At 68.4% G+C, this 16772-nt stretch carries 16 protein-coding genes; 9 read left to right on the forward strand and 7 right to left on the reverse strand.

Annotated features, from left to right (window positions below):
* Positions 1 to 409: 409 nt before the first annotated feature.
* Both D3272_RS04385 and D3272_RS04390 read right to left on the reverse strand, forming a co-directional pair.
* A complete protein-coding gene (locus D3272_RS04385) occupies positions 410 to 1897 on the reverse strand; it encodes a mechanosensitive ion channel family protein (RefSeq protein WP_129217937.1) in 1488 nt (495 codons plus the stop codon).
* Between the two features lie 27 nt (positions 1898 to 1924).
* Positions 1925 to 2836: a LysR family transcriptional regulator gene (locus D3272_RS04390; RefSeq protein ID WP_129217938.1), complete on the reverse strand. Its 912-nt coding sequence runs from the start codon at positions 2834 to 2836 to the stop codon at positions 1925 to 1927.
* A 105-nt stretch (positions 2837 to 2941) separates the two neighbouring features.
* On the opposite strand from D3272_RS04390, the gene D3272_RS04395 reads away from it, so the two are divergent.
* The 8 genes from D3272_RS04395 to D3272_RS04430 all read left to right on the forward strand — a co-directional run bounded on the left by D3272_RS04395 (position 2942) and on the right by D3272_RS04430 (position 9083).
* The gene (locus D3272_RS04395) at positions 2942 to 3463 is read left to right on the forward strand and encodes a YybH family protein (protein ID WP_129217939.1); all 522 of its coding nucleotides are present in this window, start codon (positions 2942 to 2944) and stop codon (positions 3461 to 3463) included.
* 149 nt (positions 3464 to 3612) lie between these two features.
* Entirely contained in the window at positions 3613 to 4362 is a 750-nt protein-coding gene (locus D3272_RS04400) for an SDR family NAD(P)-dependent oxidoreductase (protein WP_129218147.1), read from the forward strand.
* A gap of 21 nt (positions 4363 to 4383) precedes the next feature.
* Positions 4384 to 4863, forward strand: a complete 480-nt coding sequence (locus tag D3272_RS04405) for a nuclear transport factor 2 family protein (RefSeq protein ID WP_129217940.1) — start codon at positions 4384 to 4386, stop codon at positions 4861 to 4863.
* Positions 4863 to 5294, forward strand: coding sequence for a DoxX family protein (locus D3272_RS04410; RefSeq protein ID WP_129217941.1), 432 nt, complete (start codon positions 4863 to 4865; stop codon positions 5292 to 5294). The genes D3272_RS04405 and D3272_RS04410 overlap by 1 nt, the downstream gene beginning before the upstream one ends.
* 23 nt (positions 5295 to 5317) lie before the next feature.
* The gene (locus D3272_RS04415) at positions 5318 to 5839 is read left to right on the forward strand and encodes a YybH family protein (RefSeq protein WP_129217942.1); all 522 of its coding nucleotides are present in this window, start codon (positions 5318 to 5320) and stop codon (positions 5837 to 5839) included.
* A 32-nt stretch (positions 5840 to 5871) separates the two neighbouring features.
* The gene (locus tag D3272_RS04420) at positions 5872 to 6849 is read left to right on the forward strand and encodes a zinc-binding alcohol dehydrogenase family protein (RefSeq protein WP_129217943.1); all 978 of its coding nucleotides are present in this window, start codon (positions 5872 to 5874) and stop codon (positions 6847 to 6849) included.
* A 155-nt stretch (positions 6850 to 7004) separates the two neighbouring features.
* Positions 7005 to 7745, forward strand: a complete 741-nt coding sequence (locus D3272_RS04425; RefSeq protein ID WP_129217944.1) for an NAD(P)H-dependent oxidoreductase — start codon at positions 7005 to 7007, stop codon at positions 7743 to 7745.
* 231 nt (positions 7746 to 7976) lie between these two features.
* Positions 7977 to 9083, forward strand: coding sequence for a hypothetical protein (locus tag D3272_RS04430; RefSeq protein ID WP_129217945.1), 1107 nt, complete (start codon positions 7977 to 7979; stop codon positions 9081 to 9083).
* 171 nt (positions 9084 to 9254) lie between these two features.
* Here D3272_RS04430 and D3272_RS04435 read toward each other — a convergent pair whose 3' ends face one another.
* Together D3272_RS04435 and D3272_RS04440 are read right to left on the reverse strand one after the other, a co-directional pair.
* Positions 9255 to 10331 carry an NAD-dependent epimerase/dehydratase family protein gene (locus tag D3272_RS04435; protein WP_129217946.1) on the reverse strand — a complete coding sequence of 359 codons (1077 nt, stop codon included), beginning with the start codon at positions 10329 to 10331 and terminating at the stop codon, positions 9255 to 9257.
* Positions 10332 to 10344: 13 nt separating this feature from the next.
* Positions 10345 to 11118: an SDR family NAD(P)-dependent oxidoreductase gene (locus D3272_RS04440; protein ID WP_129217947.1), complete on the reverse strand. Its 774-nt coding sequence runs from the start codon at positions 11116 to 11118 to the stop codon at positions 10345 to 10347.
* A gap of 52 nt (positions 11119 to 11170) precedes the next feature.
* Between D3272_RS04440 and D3272_RS04445 the strand changes: the two genes are divergently transcribed.
* On the forward strand, positions 11171 to 12421 hold the full coding sequence (locus D3272_RS04445; RefSeq protein WP_245496399.1) for a Zn-dependent hydrolase: 1251 nt from the start codon (positions 11171 to 11173) through the stop codon (positions 12419 to 12421).
* A 41-nt stretch (positions 12422 to 12462) separates the two neighbouring features.
* On the opposite strand, the gene hydA is transcribed toward D3272_RS04445, so the two are convergent.
* From hydA to D3272_RS04460, 3 genes are read right to left on the reverse strand one after another with little or no spacing between them, the layout of a single operon-like run.
* Positions 12463 to 13887: a dihydropyrimidinase gene (gene hydA / locus D3272_RS04450; protein WP_129217949.1), complete on the reverse strand. Its 1425-nt coding sequence runs from the start codon at positions 13885 to 13887 to the stop codon at positions 12463 to 12465.
* A complete protein-coding gene (locus D3272_RS04455; RefSeq protein ID WP_129217950.1) occupies positions 13884 to 15929 on the reverse strand; it encodes a dipeptide ABC transporter ATP-binding protein in 2046 nt (681 codons plus the stop codon). The genes hydA and D3272_RS04455 overlap by 4 nt, the downstream gene beginning before the upstream one ends.
* On the reverse strand, positions 15926 to 16765 hold the full coding sequence (locus D3272_RS04460) for an ABC transporter permease (protein WP_165361235.1): 840 nt from the start codon (positions 16763 to 16765) through the stop codon (positions 15926 to 15928). The genes D3272_RS04455 and D3272_RS04460 overlap by 4 nt, the downstream gene beginning before the upstream one ends.
* Between the last annotated feature and the right edge of the window lie 7 nt (positions 16766 to 16772).

Raw genomic sequence — 16772 nt, forward strand, 5'->3', positions numbered from 1 at the left:
CGGGGACAGACCATCGAACGTCAAGACGAATATCCATTGGCTACAGTGGCTCGCCTCGATCGAACCTGCTCTTTCAGGGTCAGGCTCCGATCTGCGTCCAGGACGTCCCACCCCAGGAGCAAACGACGCCTGCTTCGCAAACGCTTGCCTTCAGCAAGCCTTAAGGCTGCGCCGCTTCAATCGCCTCCTCGGTTCAATGGAGAACACCGATCAGTGCTCCTGATGCGTGTGGGCGCCGTCGCAATCAATGCCTAAGCCGTCGAGGGTCGGCAGCAGTGCGCCCGCGTGAGGTCTTACTACCCGGGATTGACCAGAAACATCGGGACAGGGTCGGAGCATCGGAGCTACGGCGCAGGTCGAACCGACCGGCCGTGAGACGGGGAGGCAAGAAGCGCGAAGCTTTTCGCGCTCACCGCGTCGGCGGCGGGCCGAGGCCGGCGGCGAGCTTCTGGAGGAAGCCGCGCATCCGGAACAGGAACAAGTCCGGTTGCTCGTCCCGATGGTCGCGCGCGGCCGCCAAGTCCGCGCTGATCGCCGCCTGTCCGCGCCGTGCCAGCTCTTCCAACCCCTCGGTCAAGCTCGGACGCCCGGTGATGGCGACCGTGATGGCGGCTCGGTCGAGGCGGAAGGCCTTCACCGGCGTCAGCGCCGTCGCGGCGACGGCGTAAGGCGCCTCGGTGATGAGGCTGATCGCGCCCAGCGCCATGCCCGGACTGAGGCGATAGGTGAACTCAGTCCCGTCCGCGTTGCGCCGTAGGATGCCGACCGTGCCCGAAGCGAGGACGAAGAGCGCCTGGGCTTCGTCGCCCTGGGCGAACAGGGCCTCGCCAGGCGCGAGGTGAAGCACGCTCATCGCCCCGGCGAGCAGGTCGCGCTCGGGCTCGGCGAGGATGCCGAACAGGTCCGACCGCGCGAGGAGGTCGGCCGCCGTCGGGACCGGCAGAGACGGGACCTCTGCGAGGCCGTCCACGGCGAGCGGGATGGCGGCGTGCAGGAGGTGGCGCTGCACCTGGGCCAGCATCTCGGTTCGTGCCGACCCCAGGACATCGGCGCTCGGGACCGAGAAGGCGATCTCGTAGACGGCGCCGTCGCCCCTTAGCGCCGTCTGGGCGACGGTGGGAGGCGGATCCGCCAGGGGGAGGCGGCAAGCCACCACAGCCGCGTCCAGGGCCGCGCGGCACCGGTCAGGCAGGATCCGAGGGTCGAGCCGGACCTCGATGGCAGTACGGCGCAGTGGCGCGGGGAGGCTGTGGTTGACGAGCCGCGACTTGGCCATGACGCTGTTGGGCACCACGGCGACATCGCCGTTACCGGTCGCGATGAGGGTTGAGCGCCAGTTCACCTCACGGACGCGCCCTTCCACACCGCCCTCCACCGACAGCACGTCGCCGGCCCGGTAAGGGCGCTCGATGTCGATCGCGATGCCGGAGAACAGGTCGGACAGCGTACTCTGAAGAGCGAGACCGATCACGACCGCGATCACGCCCGAGGTGGCTATGAGCCCACCCACCGGGACGGCGAAGACCACATCCACCACCGCCAGCGCCGTCGCGATGTAGATGGCGGCGCCGACGAGGTCGGACAGGATCTGCGTCTCGCGCGAGCGGTTCTGTAGGGAGAGCAGGAGGCGGGCGACGCCGGCGAGGCTGCGGGCCGCCGCGACCCACCAGCCGGCCTCCACGGCCTGCTGCCATGCCCGCTCCCAGGGTCCTTCGGCGCGGAGTTCCGGTTGGAGGGGAGAGCCGAAGATGCGCTGTACCAGCAGTGTGAGCAGAGCCAGCGTTGCCACCCGCCATAGGGCGCGAGCCCAGACCGGCCAGCGAGGGAAGATCAACGGCGCGGCGATGCCGCCGCACAGAACCGCCGTGGCGAAGCCGAGCAGGCCCTGCGCGCTCAATGAGATTGGCCCATCGTGTCACCCTGTTCAGATCGGAAGATCGGGGAAGAGCTTCGGCACCATGCTGGCCGCAAAATCCTTGAAGGCCCGCATGGGCTGCGACGGCGTGCGGGTCGGCGGGTGGACCAGGGACAGGTCGAAGACCGGCAACGTCCAGGCCGGCAGCACCTCGACCAAACGTCCGTCGCGCATGAGGTCGGGCTGCACTACCGGTGGGAGGTCGCCGATGCCGCCGCCAGCCAACATGATCGAGGTGAGCCCCGCATAGTCGCCGATCGCGAGTTGGGGGCGGAAGCGCAGCGTTTCCTTCCCGCAGCCGCTGATCTCGGTGAGGGTCCACGTGCTCTCGATGCTCGGAAAGGCGAAGGCCAGCAGCGGGTGGCCGAGCAGGTCGCGCGGCGCCAGCACCGGCTTCGCGCCCCGGAGGTAGTCGGGGCTCGCGACAATTTGGTGTCGGTAGGAGATCAAAGGCTGACGGACGAGTTCCGTATCCCGCCGGGGGCCGATCTTGACCTCCAGGTCGACCCCCTCGGCGAACGCGTCGCCGATCCGTCCCGAGATGAAGACTTTCACGCCGATGTCGGGAAAGGCGAGTTGGAAGGCGGTGACCAGCGGCGCCAGCACGGTATCGGAGATGCTGGGAGGAGCCGACAGCCGAAGCGTTTCCGATCTTTCGGCTCGGCGGTTTGCCTTCACCCTGTCGAGCGCGTCGTTGATTTCGGCGAGGGATCGCGCCTGCTGGATGACCTTGGTGCCGCTCTCCGTCAGGCGAACGCTGCGGGTGGAGCGCACCAAGAGACGCGTCCCGAACTCTTCCTCGAGATCTGCCACCCGCCGGCTCACGGTCGAGACCGGCATGGCGAGGCGGCGCGCCGCTTCCGAAAAGCTCTTGGCCTCGACGACCTTGGCGAAGATCATGAGGGCGTTGAGGTCCGTCATCGCCGTCCCATTCCTGAGAATCCTTTTCTCATTTTTGCCGGCTAGTTGTGCACCGCCGATTCACATAGCTTCCGGCCGGCGAAAGTCGAAGAAGAAAGAATTTCGATGCTTTCTCCTTACCCGTCGAAGATGATGATCGTAGCAGTTCTGCTCGGCGGCATATCCTTCGGATCTGCGCAAGCGCAGACGACCCAGGGTTCCCCTGCGATGATGGAGGCCAGCACGATGGCACAGGACGAAGCGGCGATCCGAATCACCCTGGCATCGTACAACACTGCGCTGAATAGCGGGAAGGTGAGCGCCGTGCTTCCGCTCTACACACAGGACGGGATCTGCATGGCGCCGTTCAGCCCCTCCAGCATCGGACAGTCCGCACTGGAGAAGGCCTACGAGGGCTTTTTTCGCGAGATGAAGTTCGACGTCAAATTCAACATCGCCGAGGTCGTCATGGCGGCCCCGGACTGGGCCTTCGTCCGCACCAACTCCGCGGGAACGACGCTTCACCGCTCGACCGGGAAGACCGTATCGGAAGCCAATCAGGAACTCTTCGTCATGAGGAAGGGGTCCGACGGACGTTGGCGCATCTCGCGCTACAGTTTCTCGCCGATCAACCCGCCTGGCTCGTGATCGTCGCGTCGGCGGTGATCTTTCCTGGGCGGCTCGTGAATCGACGATGGGTCACAGCGCCCGGCTGCAGGTTCGATACCACGCCGAGTCGGGATGCCGCTCGATCGGCTCGGATGCGGCACATCGCCAGAAACCTACGGGAGAGGAAGATGACGTATCGGTTATCCGGAAAGGCCGCGTTGGTGACAGGGGGCTCACGCGGCATCGGTGCCGCTATCGTAAGGCGCCTCGCGGCCGAGGGAACCGCCGTGGCCTTCAGCTATGTCGACTCGGAGGAGCGGGCTGCGGAGGTCGCGAAGACGGTCGAGGATGCCGGCGGTCGCGCTCTCGCGTTCAAGGCCGATCAGGCCGACGCCGGCCAGGTGGCCCGGCTCGTGGCATCCGCCCGCGACGCCTTCGGACGGCTGGACATCCTCGTCAACAGCGCCGGCCTGTCGCTGATGGGCAAGGTCGACGACCCATCGCTCGACCTCGCCGCCTTCGACCGGCAGTTTGATATCAACGTGAGGGGCGTAGCCGCGGCCGTGCGTGCCGCGGTTCCGCTGATGGCGCAGGGCGGGCGCATCATCAATATCGGCAGCGTGTTCGGCAGCGCATCACCGCTGCCGGGTTGGGGCGACTATTCCGCCACCAAGGCCGCCGTCGCCGCCTACACCCGGGCCTGGGCCCGCGACCTCGGCAGCCGCGGCATCACCGTGAATGCCGTGCTGCCAGGGCCCATCGACACCGACACTAACCCAGCCGCCTCCATACACGCCCCGACGCTCGCGGGTCTCACGGCGCTGCAGCGATACGGGACGTCCGACGAGGTCGCCGGCGCGGTGGCGTTCCTGGCCGGGCCCGACGCCACCTACGTCTCAGGTGTCGCGCTTAACGTCGACGGCGGCATGCTGGCCTGACCACGACCATGGAGGAGACGCATGTCCACCCAGGATCCCGTCGACGTCGTACGAGCAATCCTAGCGACGCCGACCGACCTCGACACGGTCAGCCGCCTCGTGGCGGAGGACGCCACCTACGTATCGCTGAATTACGACAATCCCGATCTGAAGAAGCTGATGCCGTGGTGCGGCACCGGCCACGGCGCGAAGAGCATCGTCGACACCTTCGTCAAGGTAGGCCGGTTCTGGAAGGTCCAGGCCTTCGAGATGCTGGACGTGTTCGGCTCCGGCGAGAACGTCGCCGTGTTCAGCCGTTTCACCTACACGTCGACGAAGGTCGGCCGTACCGTTACGACGCCTTTCGCCATCCTGGCCAAGGTCACGAATGGCAAGCTCGCTTACATGCAATTCATGGAGGACACGTTCGCCACCGCCATGTCGTTCCGCACCAAGGGCGTGTGGCATTTCGAGAGCGACCCGGACGGCGGCGAGGTCACAGTAGGGACGGAAGACGCTTGATGCGGGCAGGACCGCGCTGCCTCCCGGGTTGGATCGACCTTCCCACCCGGCTCCTGATGTCGGTGCTATTCCGGCTGTCGGGCCTCGGCAAGGTCACCGTTAAGGCGGCGACGCAGGCCTACATGGCGGCATACGGTGTTCCAGGCATTTTCATCGGGCCCGCGGCCGCACTGGAGATCAGTGGCGGCATGCGCCTGGTGCTGGGCTTCGGTCTTCGCCCGCTGGGCCTGGTCCCGGCCGGCTGGTGCCTGCTGGCGGCGCTGATCTTCCACACCGCCTTCGCCGACCAAAACCAAATGATCAATTTCCTTAAGAGCCCCGCCATGGCGGGGGGCTTCCTGCTCCTCGCCGAACGCGGTGCCCCGACCGCCGGCCTTGATGGCTTGCTGTCGTTGTGCCGCGTCGTGCCGTTGCGCGAACCCGAATCCTGATAATACCGAGGAGACCGGATCCCATGAAAAAGACCTTACCTCTGCGGCCAGCCGTGGCTCTCCTGGGTGCGGCCCTCGCTTACGGCCTGACACCGGCCTGGGCCGCTGAGACTGTGCCGGCCTTCGCCTTCTCGACCGATCCGGCTGTGAGCGCCGGACAGCACGCCGCCTACGATGTCGTCCACCGCTACGAGGACCTGTTGAACGCAGGCGACACGGCAGGCATCCTTGCCCTCTTCGCGCCTGGCAGCGTAGCTGAATGGAACGACAAGCCGACTTTCACAACGGTCGACGAGAAGAAGGGCGCATACGATGCCCTGTTCAGGGTCGCGCAATTCACGACGGTGTTCGGCTATGCCGGCATCGACGTCGTCGGCGACACCGCCGTTGTGAGGACCTTCCACCACAAGGGGGCGAGCGTGATGGAGGGCGGCAAGGAGGTCGTCGACCTGAATCGAGAGGTCTTCGTCCTCCATAACATCGGTGGGGCGTGGAAGATCTCGCTCTACATCTTCAACACCGATCCCGTGCAGGGCGAGGGCTGACTCCTCGAAGCAGTGTGAGAGGAAGCCGCCGCATGACCACGATGAAGACCGCTGTGATTTATGAGGCTGGCGGGCCGGAGGTTCTCAAGATCGAGGACCGGCCGGTCTCCGTCCCGAAGCCCGGCGAGGTGCTGATCCGCGTCAAGGCCTTTGGGCTGAACCGCTCGGAGATGTTCACCCGCCAGGGCTTGTCCCCGGGCGTGCTGTTCCCGCGTATCCTCGGCATTGAGGCCGTCGGGACGGTCGCGGCCGCGCCGGGTGGCGACTTCGCCGAGGGCGCCACCGTGGCGACCGCTATGGGCGGGATGGGCCGTCAGTTCGACGGCAGCTACGCCGAATACACCTGCGTACCCGCCGGGCAGGTACAGGAGGTGAAAACTCAACTCCCCTGGGAGGTGCTCGGCGCCGTCCCGGAGATGCTGCAGACCGCGTGGGGCTCGCTCTTCACCGCCCTGCGCCTCGCGGCCGGCGAAAGCTTGCTGGTCCGCGGCGGCACAACCTCTGTGGGCCTCGCGGCGGCCGCCATCGCCAAGGCGCAAGGTGCTACGGTCGCGGCGACCACCCGCAACCCCGCCAGCGCCGACCTGCTACGCGCGAGCGGTGCCGACGAGGTTTTCATCGACGACGGTGCCATCGCGGGGATAGTGCGCCAGGCGCGGCCTGACGGGTTCGACAAGGTGCTCGAACTCGTCGGGACGACGACGTTGAAGGACTCGCTCCGTTGCGCCCGCTCGTCCGGCCTCGTCTGCATGACCGGCATGGTGGGCAATAAGTGGTCGCTTGACGACTTCAGCCCTATGGAGGTCATCCCGACGGCCGTGGGCCTGACTACCTACGACGGAGGGCCGAAGGATTTCATGCGGACGCCGGTGCAGGAACTGGTAGACCAGATCGCGGCCGGTACGCTTCGGCTGCACATCGGCAGGACCTTTGCGCTCGATGCCATTGTCGAAGCGCATCGTTGCATGGAGGAGAACAGGGCGGGCGGCAAGATCGTGGTCCTGACGTAAATCAAAACCGGCGTGCCGTCTCCTAGAGCGCTTTCGCCTTTGGCAGATTCGCTCCAGCTCTCGAATCGCGCCTCGTTTCATCGGCTTGGAGTCGCCAAGGCGACTCGGAGAAAGCCGATACTGCTCTAGTCCGACGTCACCAGACGGAGCCTCACATGAACGTCCTGATTGTCTACGCTCATCCAGAATCCCGGTCCTTCAACGGTGCCATGAAGGACGCGGCAGCGGTGACCCTCCGCTCCCTCGGTCACGAGGTCACAGTCAGCGACCTCTATGCGATGGCGTTCGATCCCGTTGTCGGCGCCGGCGACTTCACGGGTGAGCGCGTCGACGGCGATTTTCTGAGCGTCGCAAGGGAACAGACAAGGGCTTATGAGTCCAATACGCTGGCGGCCGATATTGTGGCCGAACAGCACAAGCTCGAGCGAGCCGACCTCGTCATCTTGCAGTTTCCGATGTGGTGGTTCGGCGTGCCCGCGATACTCAAGGGCTGGGCCGACCGCGTCTTCGCGCGCGGGTTCGCCTATGCGAGCGGCCGCAAGTACGACACGGGTATGTTCCGCGGGAAGACGGCGATGGTGGCGACCACGACCGGAACGTCCGCCGACACCTACGCCCCTGACGGGGTTGACGGCGACATTCTCGCCGTGCTCTGGCCGGTGCACAACGGGCTGCTCCGCTATACAGGATTCGACGTGTTGCCACCGTTCGTCGCCTACATGCCGGGCCGCGTTGGGCAAGCTGGACGGGAAGCCTATCTGGACGACTATCGCCTGCGTCTCCGCAACGTCACGAGGACGCCGCCACTCTTCTTCCACCCGGCAGAGGATTATGGGCCGAACGAGCGCCTGAAGCCGGGCGTGAAGGCGAGGTCGGCCGTGCAACGCAATTTCTGATACGGCACGGCATCTCGCACATCAGTGCCGAGAAGGCCGACCCCGTCGCCGCTCGACCGGGCGACGAACCCGTCCCGCGTTTATTGACAACGCGTCCTCTCCCCCTGACAGGCACAGTCAGTCACCTGGGGAAGAAAGTGCGGTGACATCGTCGGACATCTATCATTCGTGTAGGGCGATCGGGATCGACGACGTTTATCCGAAGCGTGAAACAATTTAAGAGAGCAAGACATGTTCAAAGAGTCCGGTTCTGATCGTCGCTCGCGATTTAATGCGCTGAGAATGCTTCTAACATGTGCTTCCGGGATTTTCCTTCTGGTTAGCCCGCTTGCGGCGACATCTGTGCTTGGTCAAGCGCCGCCGGCGGTAGCTGAGTCAAGTCAACTCCCTGCGAACTGGCGTGACGTCAAGGACGGCGTCGACGGCTATCCCGCGGGTCCGATGCTTGAGATCGCGTTGCGTCGCACCCACTCGGACAAGCTTGAGATGTTCAAGTGGCGCTCGGAGTTCATCGCGATGCTGAGCGCCCAGCCAGGTCCGCTCGTTGAGCGCGAATGGCACTCGATCAAGGGCATTCCCGAGAACACAGGAGCGGGCACCTGGACTGGTATGACTTGGTGGGAAAATCAGCAGAGATGGCAGGACATGGCGAACATGCTCTTCTCGACACCGGTCGCCGAAAAGTGGTTGAAGACGCTTGACATGACGATGCTTTTTGTCAAACCGCTCGACTCCAACTTCGACCTTCATACCTTAGCTCAGTCCGGCGGGCAGGTGCTCGAATTGGGCTTGGTCGTTTTCCAAACGTCGGGTGCGAATGCCGCTGCGGGAAGTATTGCCGCGGCTGGCATGACCTACCTTGACGCCCTCAATAAGAACGGCGCCGAGACCTATCGATTCGCCGTCTATCCGAATCCAAGCGGTTTCATCGGTCCTTTCACGGTTGCATATAAGAAAAATGGACCACCTGATACTGCGGGTGAGGAGTGGTTCGTCTATATGGTAACTTATCATTCCAAGGAGACGCGAGATAAAATCCAGGCAATCGACGAAGTACATCGCTCTTTTGCAGGAATGAGCGAATCGATGGTGAAAGGTCACTCGGACATACAGGTGATGACGCGTACTACGTCACAGGTATGTATCAAGAAGGCGACCAACGCCTGTTCGCTCGATCCCGATGAGTGTCACGTAGGAGAGATGGGGAGTGGTGACACTTGGGCCGCCAGCTGCGGTGAGCGCCCTCAACCGTGCATGACGGAGTATAACGTCTGCTCGCAGCTCTCTCCTCGGACCTGCGGCGCAGTGGGCGGGAGGCACGTCGAGTCCTGCCCGTGACTACTCGTCGTCGATACGAGGGGCCCGCGGGAGGCGGTCGAGTGCAGACCGTCGCCGTCGCAGGTTCAAACACCGAGACTGGCGAGCGGCACCTAACGTCCGCTTACCTTCTGCCCTGACCCAAAACCAGCCCTCCCGCTGTCCACCCGGTCCAGCCGTCGATCTTTCGTTTCAATCGACGGCTCTGCCGCGTGTCGGCCTCCCGTCCGGCACACCCGTGAGCCAAGCTCCTTCGGCCCTGATCCAGTGCATGTAGGCATGGAAGGCCTCGCGCATCGGGCGAGGTCGCCAGCCCGTCTCGGCGACGATGCGGCTGATGTCGTAGGGACCCCACATGCCGCCCCGCGACGGCGAGTCCTGCAGAATGTCAGCCTCGCCGGCCGGGGCCGTCTCGGCGCGGACGCCGGGCACGCGCTCCCCCGCCCAGCGGATCATGTCGCCGAGGCTGACGGGCTCTCCCAACGCAACGTTGTACACCGAATGACGAAGCCGAGGTGCCATGAGCAGGGCGAGGAGGCCGCGCGCCGCATCCTCGACATGGATGTAGTCTCCGATCCCGTCGAGCGCGTTGGCGCTGATGGGCCCGGGGCGCCGCAGCGCCAGGTGCGCAATGCGGTTCGGCAAGTGGCGGAAATCGCGCGACGCGGTCGTCCGATCCATCGTACCGTACACCGACGACAGCCGGGCCGAGACGGTCGGCAGGCCGAACAGCGCGCTGTAGCGCTCGACGGTCAGTTCGGAGGCCAGCTTGGACGTGCCATAGAGGGTCTTGGGCGCCACATAGCCGTCCTCCGGGAGCGGTGTCCCGGGCGAATCGGGGCCGTGATGTCGATAGACGGCACCCGAACTCACGTAGAGGAAACGGGCGAGTCCCGGCCGGCCGCGCGCCCATTCGAGCAGGCGCACGGTGCCCATCAGGTTCACTTCCATGATGTCGAGGGGCCGCTCGGCCTCGGGTTCGCGGGCCGCCTCGGCGGCGCTCCCGCGCGAAATCGGCGTGATCGTGGCGCCGTGCACGACGTAGCGGATGTCGTGCTGGTCGAGCGCGGCCCGCCATGAGTCGGGCGCCGTGACGTCGGCGGTGACGATGGTCAGCCGGTCGGCCACGGGCGCGAAATAGCGGAGGGCGGCGGCGTCGGGCGGCGCCCGGTCCAGCACCACGGCGCGGGCGGCGGGGTCGCGGTCGAGCCAGCTGCGCGCCAGCACGCTCATGGCGAAACCGGTCGCCCCGGTCACAAGGAGGGTCATGGGGATCTCCGGTTCAGGCCGCCAGCCAGCCGCCGTCCACCACGAGGTTCGACCCCGTGATGAAGCTGGCGCGGTCGCTGGCCAGGAAGACGGCCGCGTTGGCGATGTCCTCCGGGCGGCCGAGGCGCGGCCAAGGTGTGCGCCGCCGCGCGTTCTCGACGAGGGCCGGGTCGAGCCCGATCCCAGGCCGGCCCGTCACGATCTTGCCCGGCGAGATGGAGTTGCACACGATGAGGTCCGCGGCGTAGTCCACCGCGATCTGCCGCGTGATGTAGATGGCGCCGGCCTTGCTGACGCCGTAGGCGCAGTCACGTGGCGACGTCACGATGCCCTGCTGCGAACCGAGGTTGATGATGCGCCCCCGCGCCTCGCCCAGCGGCTCCTGGCCGACCATCTGCGCCACCGCCCGTTTGCAGCCGTGGTACATGCCGGTCATGTTGACCCCCATGACCGTCGCCCATTGCTCCTCGCTGGTGTCGAGCAGCGCCGTGCCCGAGAAGGTGGCGGCGTTGTTGACCATGATGTCCAGCCGTCCGTGGCGCGCCACGGTCTCGCCGACTACGGCGTCGACATCGGCCCAGCGCGACACGTCGGTGTGCAGGAAAAAAGCCCGCCCTCCGGCCGCCGCGATCTCGGCCGCGGTCGGCTCGCCGCCCTCGAGCGGCGTCTCGGTGACGTCGGCCACGCAGACCGCCGCGCCCTCCGCCGCGAAGGCCCGCGCGATGGCGCGGCCGAGGCCCGAACTCGCACCCGTCACCACCGCGACCCTGCCGTCGAGCTGACCCATGCCGTTTCCTCCCCTCAACTGCCCCGTCGCGAAGGACGCGTCCGTGACCCCCATGCCCGATCTCGACCTCGCCGGACAGCTCTTCGACACGCTGGCGGCCCGCACGCGACGCGGCCGCGGCATCGAGCGCGACAGCTATGGCCCGGGCGAGCAGGTCGGCCACGATATCGCCGGCGCGGCAGCTCGGTCCATGGGTCTCGAGGTCACGATCGACGCCATCGGCAACCTCACCATGCTGCTGCCGGGCACCGATCGGGCGGCCCCGGCTGTGCTGATGGGGTCTCACCTGGATTCCGTGCCCCAGGGCGGCAATTTCGATGGTGCCGCCGGCGTCGTGGCGGGCCTGGCGATCCTGTCGGGCTGGCGGAGGGCCGGCCACACGCCGGCCCGCGACCTCGCCGTGATGGCGATCCGGGCCGAGGAGTCGGCCTGGTTCGACGTGCCCTATCTCGGCAGCGCCGGCGCCTTCGGGCTGCTCGACCCCGCCTGCCTGGCGGTCCGTCGCGCGGACGACGGCCGGACGCTCGAGGAGGCGCTGACGGCCGGCGGGTTCGACGCCGGCGCCATCCGGGACCGGCGCCGGCTCCTGGATCCCACCCGGCTCGCTGCCTATCTCGAACTCCACATCGAGCAGGCGCCGGTGCTGATCCATCTCGAAAGGCCGGTCGCGGTCGTGACGGGCATCCGGGGGTGCCGCCGGCTGCGCCACGTCCGCTGCCTCGGCGCCACGGGCCACTCCGGCGCGCTGCCGCGGGCCTACCGGCAGGATGCGGTCGCGGCCTCGGTGGCGCTACTCGGCCGCCTCGAGCGCGCGTGGCAGGCGCGCGAAGCGGCCGGGGAGGACCTCGTCGTCACCACCGGCGAATTCACGACCGACCCCGCCCAGCACGGTCCCAGCAAGGTCGCGGGCGAGACGCGCTTCGTCATCGACATCCGCTCCGTGTCCGACCGCACCATGGAGGCGTTCGAGACCGAGGTCCGGGCCGAGGCCGCGGCTGTGGAAGCCGAGTACCGCGTGAGCTTCGCGCTGGGCGAGGCGACCTACTCGCCTCCCGCCGTGATGGACGACGGCCTGCGGCAGGCTCTCGCCGCCGGCATGGCCTCGCTGGGCTTGCCGCCCCAGGCCATGGCGAGCGGGGCCGGGCACGATGCCGCGACCTTCGCCGCCATGGGCGTGCCGACCGGCATGATCTTCGTCCGGAACCGGAACGGCAGCCACAATCCCGACGAGGCGATGGACATGGCGGATTTCGCGCTCGCCACCCGAGCCCTGGCGGAAGCCGTGGCGGCTCTGGCCGCGTGAGGTTCCGGGGCGCGGGGCCGTTTCTCCCGCGCCCGCCGGTCTTACCGAAGCCAGCTCTGCGGCCGATCGGCCGGCCGCACCGGCAGGCCGGCCGGCACGAAGCGGCCGCGGCCCGGGCGCGACGTCACCCGGCCCTCGTGCCACAAAACCTCGCCGGCCGCGATCGTGGTCACGGGCCAGCCCCGTACGGCCCGCCCCTCGTAGGGCGTGTGGTCGTTCGCGTGGTGCAGCAGGGCATTGGTGATGGTGACGGCGCGCTCGGGGTCCCACAGGACGATGTCGGCATCGGACCCGACGGCGAGCAGGCCCTTGCGCGGGGCGAGGCCGAAGATCCTGGCCGGCGCCGTGCTGGTGCGCTCGACGAAGTCGGCGAGCGACAGGTGCCCGCCCCGCACGGCGTCGGAGAACAGCAGGGCGAGCCGCGTCTCGATGCCCGGCAGGCCGTTCGGCACGGTGTGGAAGCCTCCGCCATGACGCAGCTTGTCGATGAAGAGCCAGGGGGAGTGGTCGGACGAGAAGATCGACAGCGTGCCGTCTCGCAACCCTTCCAGCACGGCGGCCTGGTCGACGGCGGTCCGAGGCGGCGGCGTGCAGACGCATTTGGCGCCTTCGAGCCCCGGCCGGTCCAGGTCCGCCGACGACAGGTAGAGGTATTGCGGGCAGGTTTCGGCCAGGATCGGCACGCCGCGGGCCTGGGCCCGCCGGATCTCCTCGACGACGCCGGCGGCCGAGACGTGGGCGACCAGGATCGGCACCTCGACGATCTCGCTCAGCGCGATGGCGCGGAACGCGGCCTCGCGGTCGCCGAGGGCCGGGCGGGACACGGCGTGGTGGCGCATCGCCGTCAATCCGGCGCCGACGAGCTTCTCGGTCAGCCACCGCACGCAGGCGTCGTTCTCGGCATGGACCATGGCGAGGACGCCGAGGGCGCGGGCCGCGTCGAGCACCCGCAGCAACTCGCCGTCGTCGAGCTTCAGGCCCTCGTAGGTCATGTAGATCTTGATGGAGGTGCAGCCCTCGGCGACGAGGCGCGGCAGGTCTCGGTCGAGCGCCTCCGGCGTCGGATCGCCGAGGATGAGGTGGAAGTTGTAGTCGATATGCGCCTTGGCGGCGGCCTTGGCGTGGTAGTCGGCGGCGGCGGCGGCCAGCGATGCCCCCCGGAGCTGCATGGCGAAGGGCACGACCGTGGTGGTGCCGCCGCAGAGTGCCGAGAGCGTGCCGCTGGCAAGGTCGTCGGCGGTCGCCATCCCGTCCCAGGGCGGCTGGTCCATGTGGCAGTGGGTGTCGACCCCGCCGGGCAGCACCAGGCGGTCGCGCGCGTCGAGGTCGCGCGACGCCGGGCCGAGGTCGCGCCCGATGGCGGCGATGAGCCCGTCGCGGACGCCGATGTCCACCACGGCCTCCCCGTCGGGCAGGACCGCGCGACCGCCCCGCACCGCGAGGTCGAAGGGCCGCCCGCCGCTCACGGGGCGGTCTCGCGCCCGAGGTCGGCCGAGTCCAGGTGGCAGCGAATGGCGTGGCCGTCCTGGCGCGGGCTCAGCGGCGGCTCCTCGGTGTCGCAGATGGGTCCGATGCGGCGCGGGCAGCGCGTGTGGAACACGCAGCCCGAGGGCGGATCGACCGCGCTCGGGATCTCGCCCGACAGCGGGACGCGCTTCACCGCGCCGTCCGGCCCCGGCGAGGCCGACAGCAGCACCTCGGTATAGGGATGATGCGGGCCGGCGAAGACGCGGTCGGCCGGGCCGATCTCCATGAGGCGCCCGAGGTAGAGCACGGCGATCCGGTCCGACACGTAGCGCACCACCGCGAGGTCGTGGCTGATGAAGAGGTAGCTCACGCCCTGTTCGGCCTGGAGATCGGCGAGGAGGTTCAGGATGGCGGCCTGCACCGACACGTCGAGTGCCGACGTGGGCTCGTCGCAGACGATGAGCCGGGGCCGCCCCGCGAAGGCGCGCGCGATCGCGACGCGCTGCTTCAGGCCACCCGACAGCTGCCGGGGCTTGGCGGCGAGATAGGCGTCGGCGAGCTGGACGCCGCGGGTGAGCGCCAGCATGCGCTCCCGCCGGGCCGCTCCCCCGAGGCCGGCGAGCTTGGCGAGGGCCCGGCCGATGATCCGGCCGATCGGATGGGCGCGGTTGAGCGCGGAATCCGGGTTCTGGAACACCATCTGGATCGCGGCGAGGTCGCGCCGCCGGCCGAGCGGCAGCAGCGCCTCCCCGTCGAGCGCGAGCCGGCTGTCGGCATCCGGCACCGTGAGGCCGAGCAGGATGCGGGCCAGGGTGGACTTCCCGCTTCCCGACTCGCCCACCAGCCCCAGCGTCTCTCCGGGCCGGACTGACAGGTCGATGTCCCGCAGGGCCTGGACGGCCTGGCGTCCCTGCCGGAATGTCATGTTCAGGCCCGTCACGGCGAGCAGCGGGGCGTCGGCAGCGCGGTCCGCCGGGGCGGCCGGGGCTTGGGCGGGCGCGTTCCGGGGCAGGTGCGGCGCCTCGGCGTGGAAGTGGCAGCGGCTCGAGCGGCCGTCGCCGAGCGGGATCAGTGGGGGCGGATCGGCCCGGCAGACGTCGCGGGCGAGGCCGCAGCGGGGTGCGAAGACGCAACCCGCGGGCGCCGTCGCGGCGGTCGGCAGGAAGCCCGGGATCGTGTCGAGCCGCTCGCGCCGCCGGTCGAGGCCGCGGCGCGGGAGGCAGCGCAGCAGCCCCACAGTGTAGGGATGGCGCGGGTTCGCGAGGACCGCCCGGGTGGGTCCCTGCTCGACGAGGCGCCCGGCGTAGAGCACGCCCACCTCGGCGCACATGCGGGCGATGACCTCGAGATTGTGGCCGATGAACAGCACCGCCGTGCCGTTCTCGCGTCGCAGCGTTTCGACGAGGTCGAGCACCTCGGCCTCGACCGTGGCATCGAGTCCCGTGGTGGGCTCGTCGAGCACGATGAGCTCGCGCCTCACCGCCAGCGCCATGGCGATGACGACGCGCTGCTGCATGCCGCCCGAGAGCTGGTGCGGGTACCGCTCCATGACGCTGGCGGGATCGGCAATCCGCACCCGGCCCAGCATGGCGAGCGCCCGGGCGCGGGCCTCCTCGGGGCCGGCACCGTCGAGCCCGTAGATTTCCGCCACCTGGGCACCGATGCGGATCGTCGGGTTCAGCGCGCGGCCGGGGTCCTGGTAGACCATCGACACGCTGTGCCGGCGCAGGTCGCGCAGCGCCGCGGCCGGCAGCGCCGTGACGTCGCGGCCGCCGACGAGGATGCGTCCCGCGTCGGTCCGGCCGTTCCGCGGCAGGTAACGCATCGCCGCCATGGCGGCAGTGGACTTGCCGCAACCGGATTCGCCCACGAGCCCGAAGGTGCCGCCCGCCGGGATCGCGATGTCGAGCCCGCGCAGCACCGGCCGGGACCGCCCGCGGACCCGGTAGGACACGTCGAGCCCGGAGATGCGCAGGGCGTCGGGCCTCAGGGCGGTGCCACTCACGCCGCTGCCCCGGTCGGCTTCGGCTAACAGCGTCATTCGGCGACCTCCGCCAGCCCGTCGGCCACGAGATTGACGGCGATCACCAGCGACGCGATGGCGAGGGCGTCGAACAGCACCGTCCACCAGTAGCCGCCGCCGATCAGCGCGTAATTCTCCGATATGGCGAGGCCCCAGTCGGGCGAGGGCGGCTGCAGGCCGACCCCCAGGAACGACAGCGTCGCCACCGTGAAGATCGCGTAGCCGAGCCGCACCGTCAGCTCCACCACGATGGGGGGTAGGATGTTGGGCAGGATCTCGAACCCCATGAGGTGGAGGGCGGATTCGCCCCGCAGCCGCGCCGCCGCGACGTAGTCGAGGTTGCGCTCCGTCATGACGGCGGCCCGCACCGTCCGGGCCACGATGGGCATGAAGCTGAGGCCGATCGCCGCCACCACGGTGGCGTTGGAGGCGCCGAGCGCCGTGAGGGCCAGCAGCGCCAGGATGAGCAGCGGCAGCGCCAGCACGGCTTCCACGATGCGGCTCAGCACGTCGTCTACCCAGCCCGGGAAGAAGCCCATGACGAGGCCGAGGGCCGTGCCGAGCGCGATGCCGAGCAGCGTCGCGAGCGGCGCCACCACGAGGATGTCGCGCGAGCCCGCGATGACGCGGGCAAACATGTCCCGGCCGAGCTCGTCGGTGCCAAACCAGTGCTCGGCCGAGGGCGGCGCCAGGCTGTTCAGGATGTCGTCGGCCAGCGGGTCGACGAGGAGGCGGCCGAACAACGCGCAGCTCACCCAGAACAGGATGATCCCGAGCCCCACCAGGAAGGCGGGCGAGCGCAGCAGCAGGCGCAGCCGCTCGAAGCCTAGCGTCGTGCGGCGGGCGGCCGGCAGGCCGACC

Source organism: Lichenibacterium ramalinae (assembly GCF_004137085.1).
Classification (GTDB): Bacteria; Pseudomonadota; Alphaproteobacteria; order Rhizobiales; family Beijerinckiaceae; genus Lichenihabitans; species Lichenihabitans ramalinae.

Excerpts from the sequence above, each read along its gene's own strand:
- D3272_RS04395 (WP_129217939.1), top strand. The coding sequence starts at position 2,942 with ATGCTTTCTCCTTACCCGTCGAAGATGATGATCGTAGCAGTTCTGCTC.
- D3272_RS04410 (WP_129217941.1), top strand. The coding sequence starts at position 4,863 with ATGCGGGCAGGACCGCGCTGCCTCCCGGGTTGGATCGACCTTCCCACC.
- D3272_RS04440 (WP_129217947.1), bottom strand. The coding sequence starts at position 11,118 with ATGGGTCAGCTCGACGGCAGGGTCGCGGTGGTGACGGGTGCGAGTTCG.
- D3272_RS04415 (WP_129217942.1), top strand. The coding sequence starts at position 5,318 with ATGAAAAAGACCTTACCTCTGCGGCCAGCCGTGGCTCTCCTGGGTGCG.
- D3272_RS04390 (WP_129217938.1), bottom strand. The coding sequence starts at position 2,836 with ATGACGGACCTCAACGCCCTCATGATCTTCGCCAAGGTCGTCGAGGCC.
- D3272_RS04400 (WP_129218147.1), top strand. The coding sequence starts at position 3,613 with ATGACGTATCGGTTATCCGGAAAGGCCGCGTTGGTGACAGGGGGCTCA.
- D3272_RS04435 (WP_129217946.1), bottom strand. The coding sequence starts at position 10,331 with ATGACCCTCCTTGTGACCGGGGCGACCGGTTTCGCCATGAGCGTGCTG.
- D3272_RS04445 (WP_245496399.1), top strand. The coding sequence starts at position 11,171 with ATGCCCGATCTCGACCTCGCCGGACAGCTCTTCGACACGCTGGCGGCC.
- D3272_RS04430 (WP_129217945.1), top strand. The coding sequence starts at position 7,977 with ATGTTCAAAGAGTCCGGTTCTGATCGTCGCTCGCGATTTAATGCGCTG.
- D3272_RS04420 (WP_129217943.1), top strand. The coding sequence starts at position 5,872 with ATGACCACGATGAAGACCGCTGTGATTTATGAGGCTGGCGGGCCGGAG.
- D3272_RS04405 (WP_129217940.1), top strand. The coding sequence starts at position 4,384 with ATGTCCACCCAGGATCCCGTCGACGTCGTACGAGCAATCCTAGCGACG.
- D3272_RS04455 (WP_129217950.1), bottom strand. The coding sequence starts at position 15,929 with ATGACGCTGTTAGCCGAAGCCGACCGGGGCAGCGGCGTGAGTGGCACC.
- D3272_RS04425 (WP_129217944.1), top strand. The coding sequence starts at position 7,005 with ATGAACGTCCTGATTGTCTACGCTCATCCAGAATCCCGGTCCTTCAAC.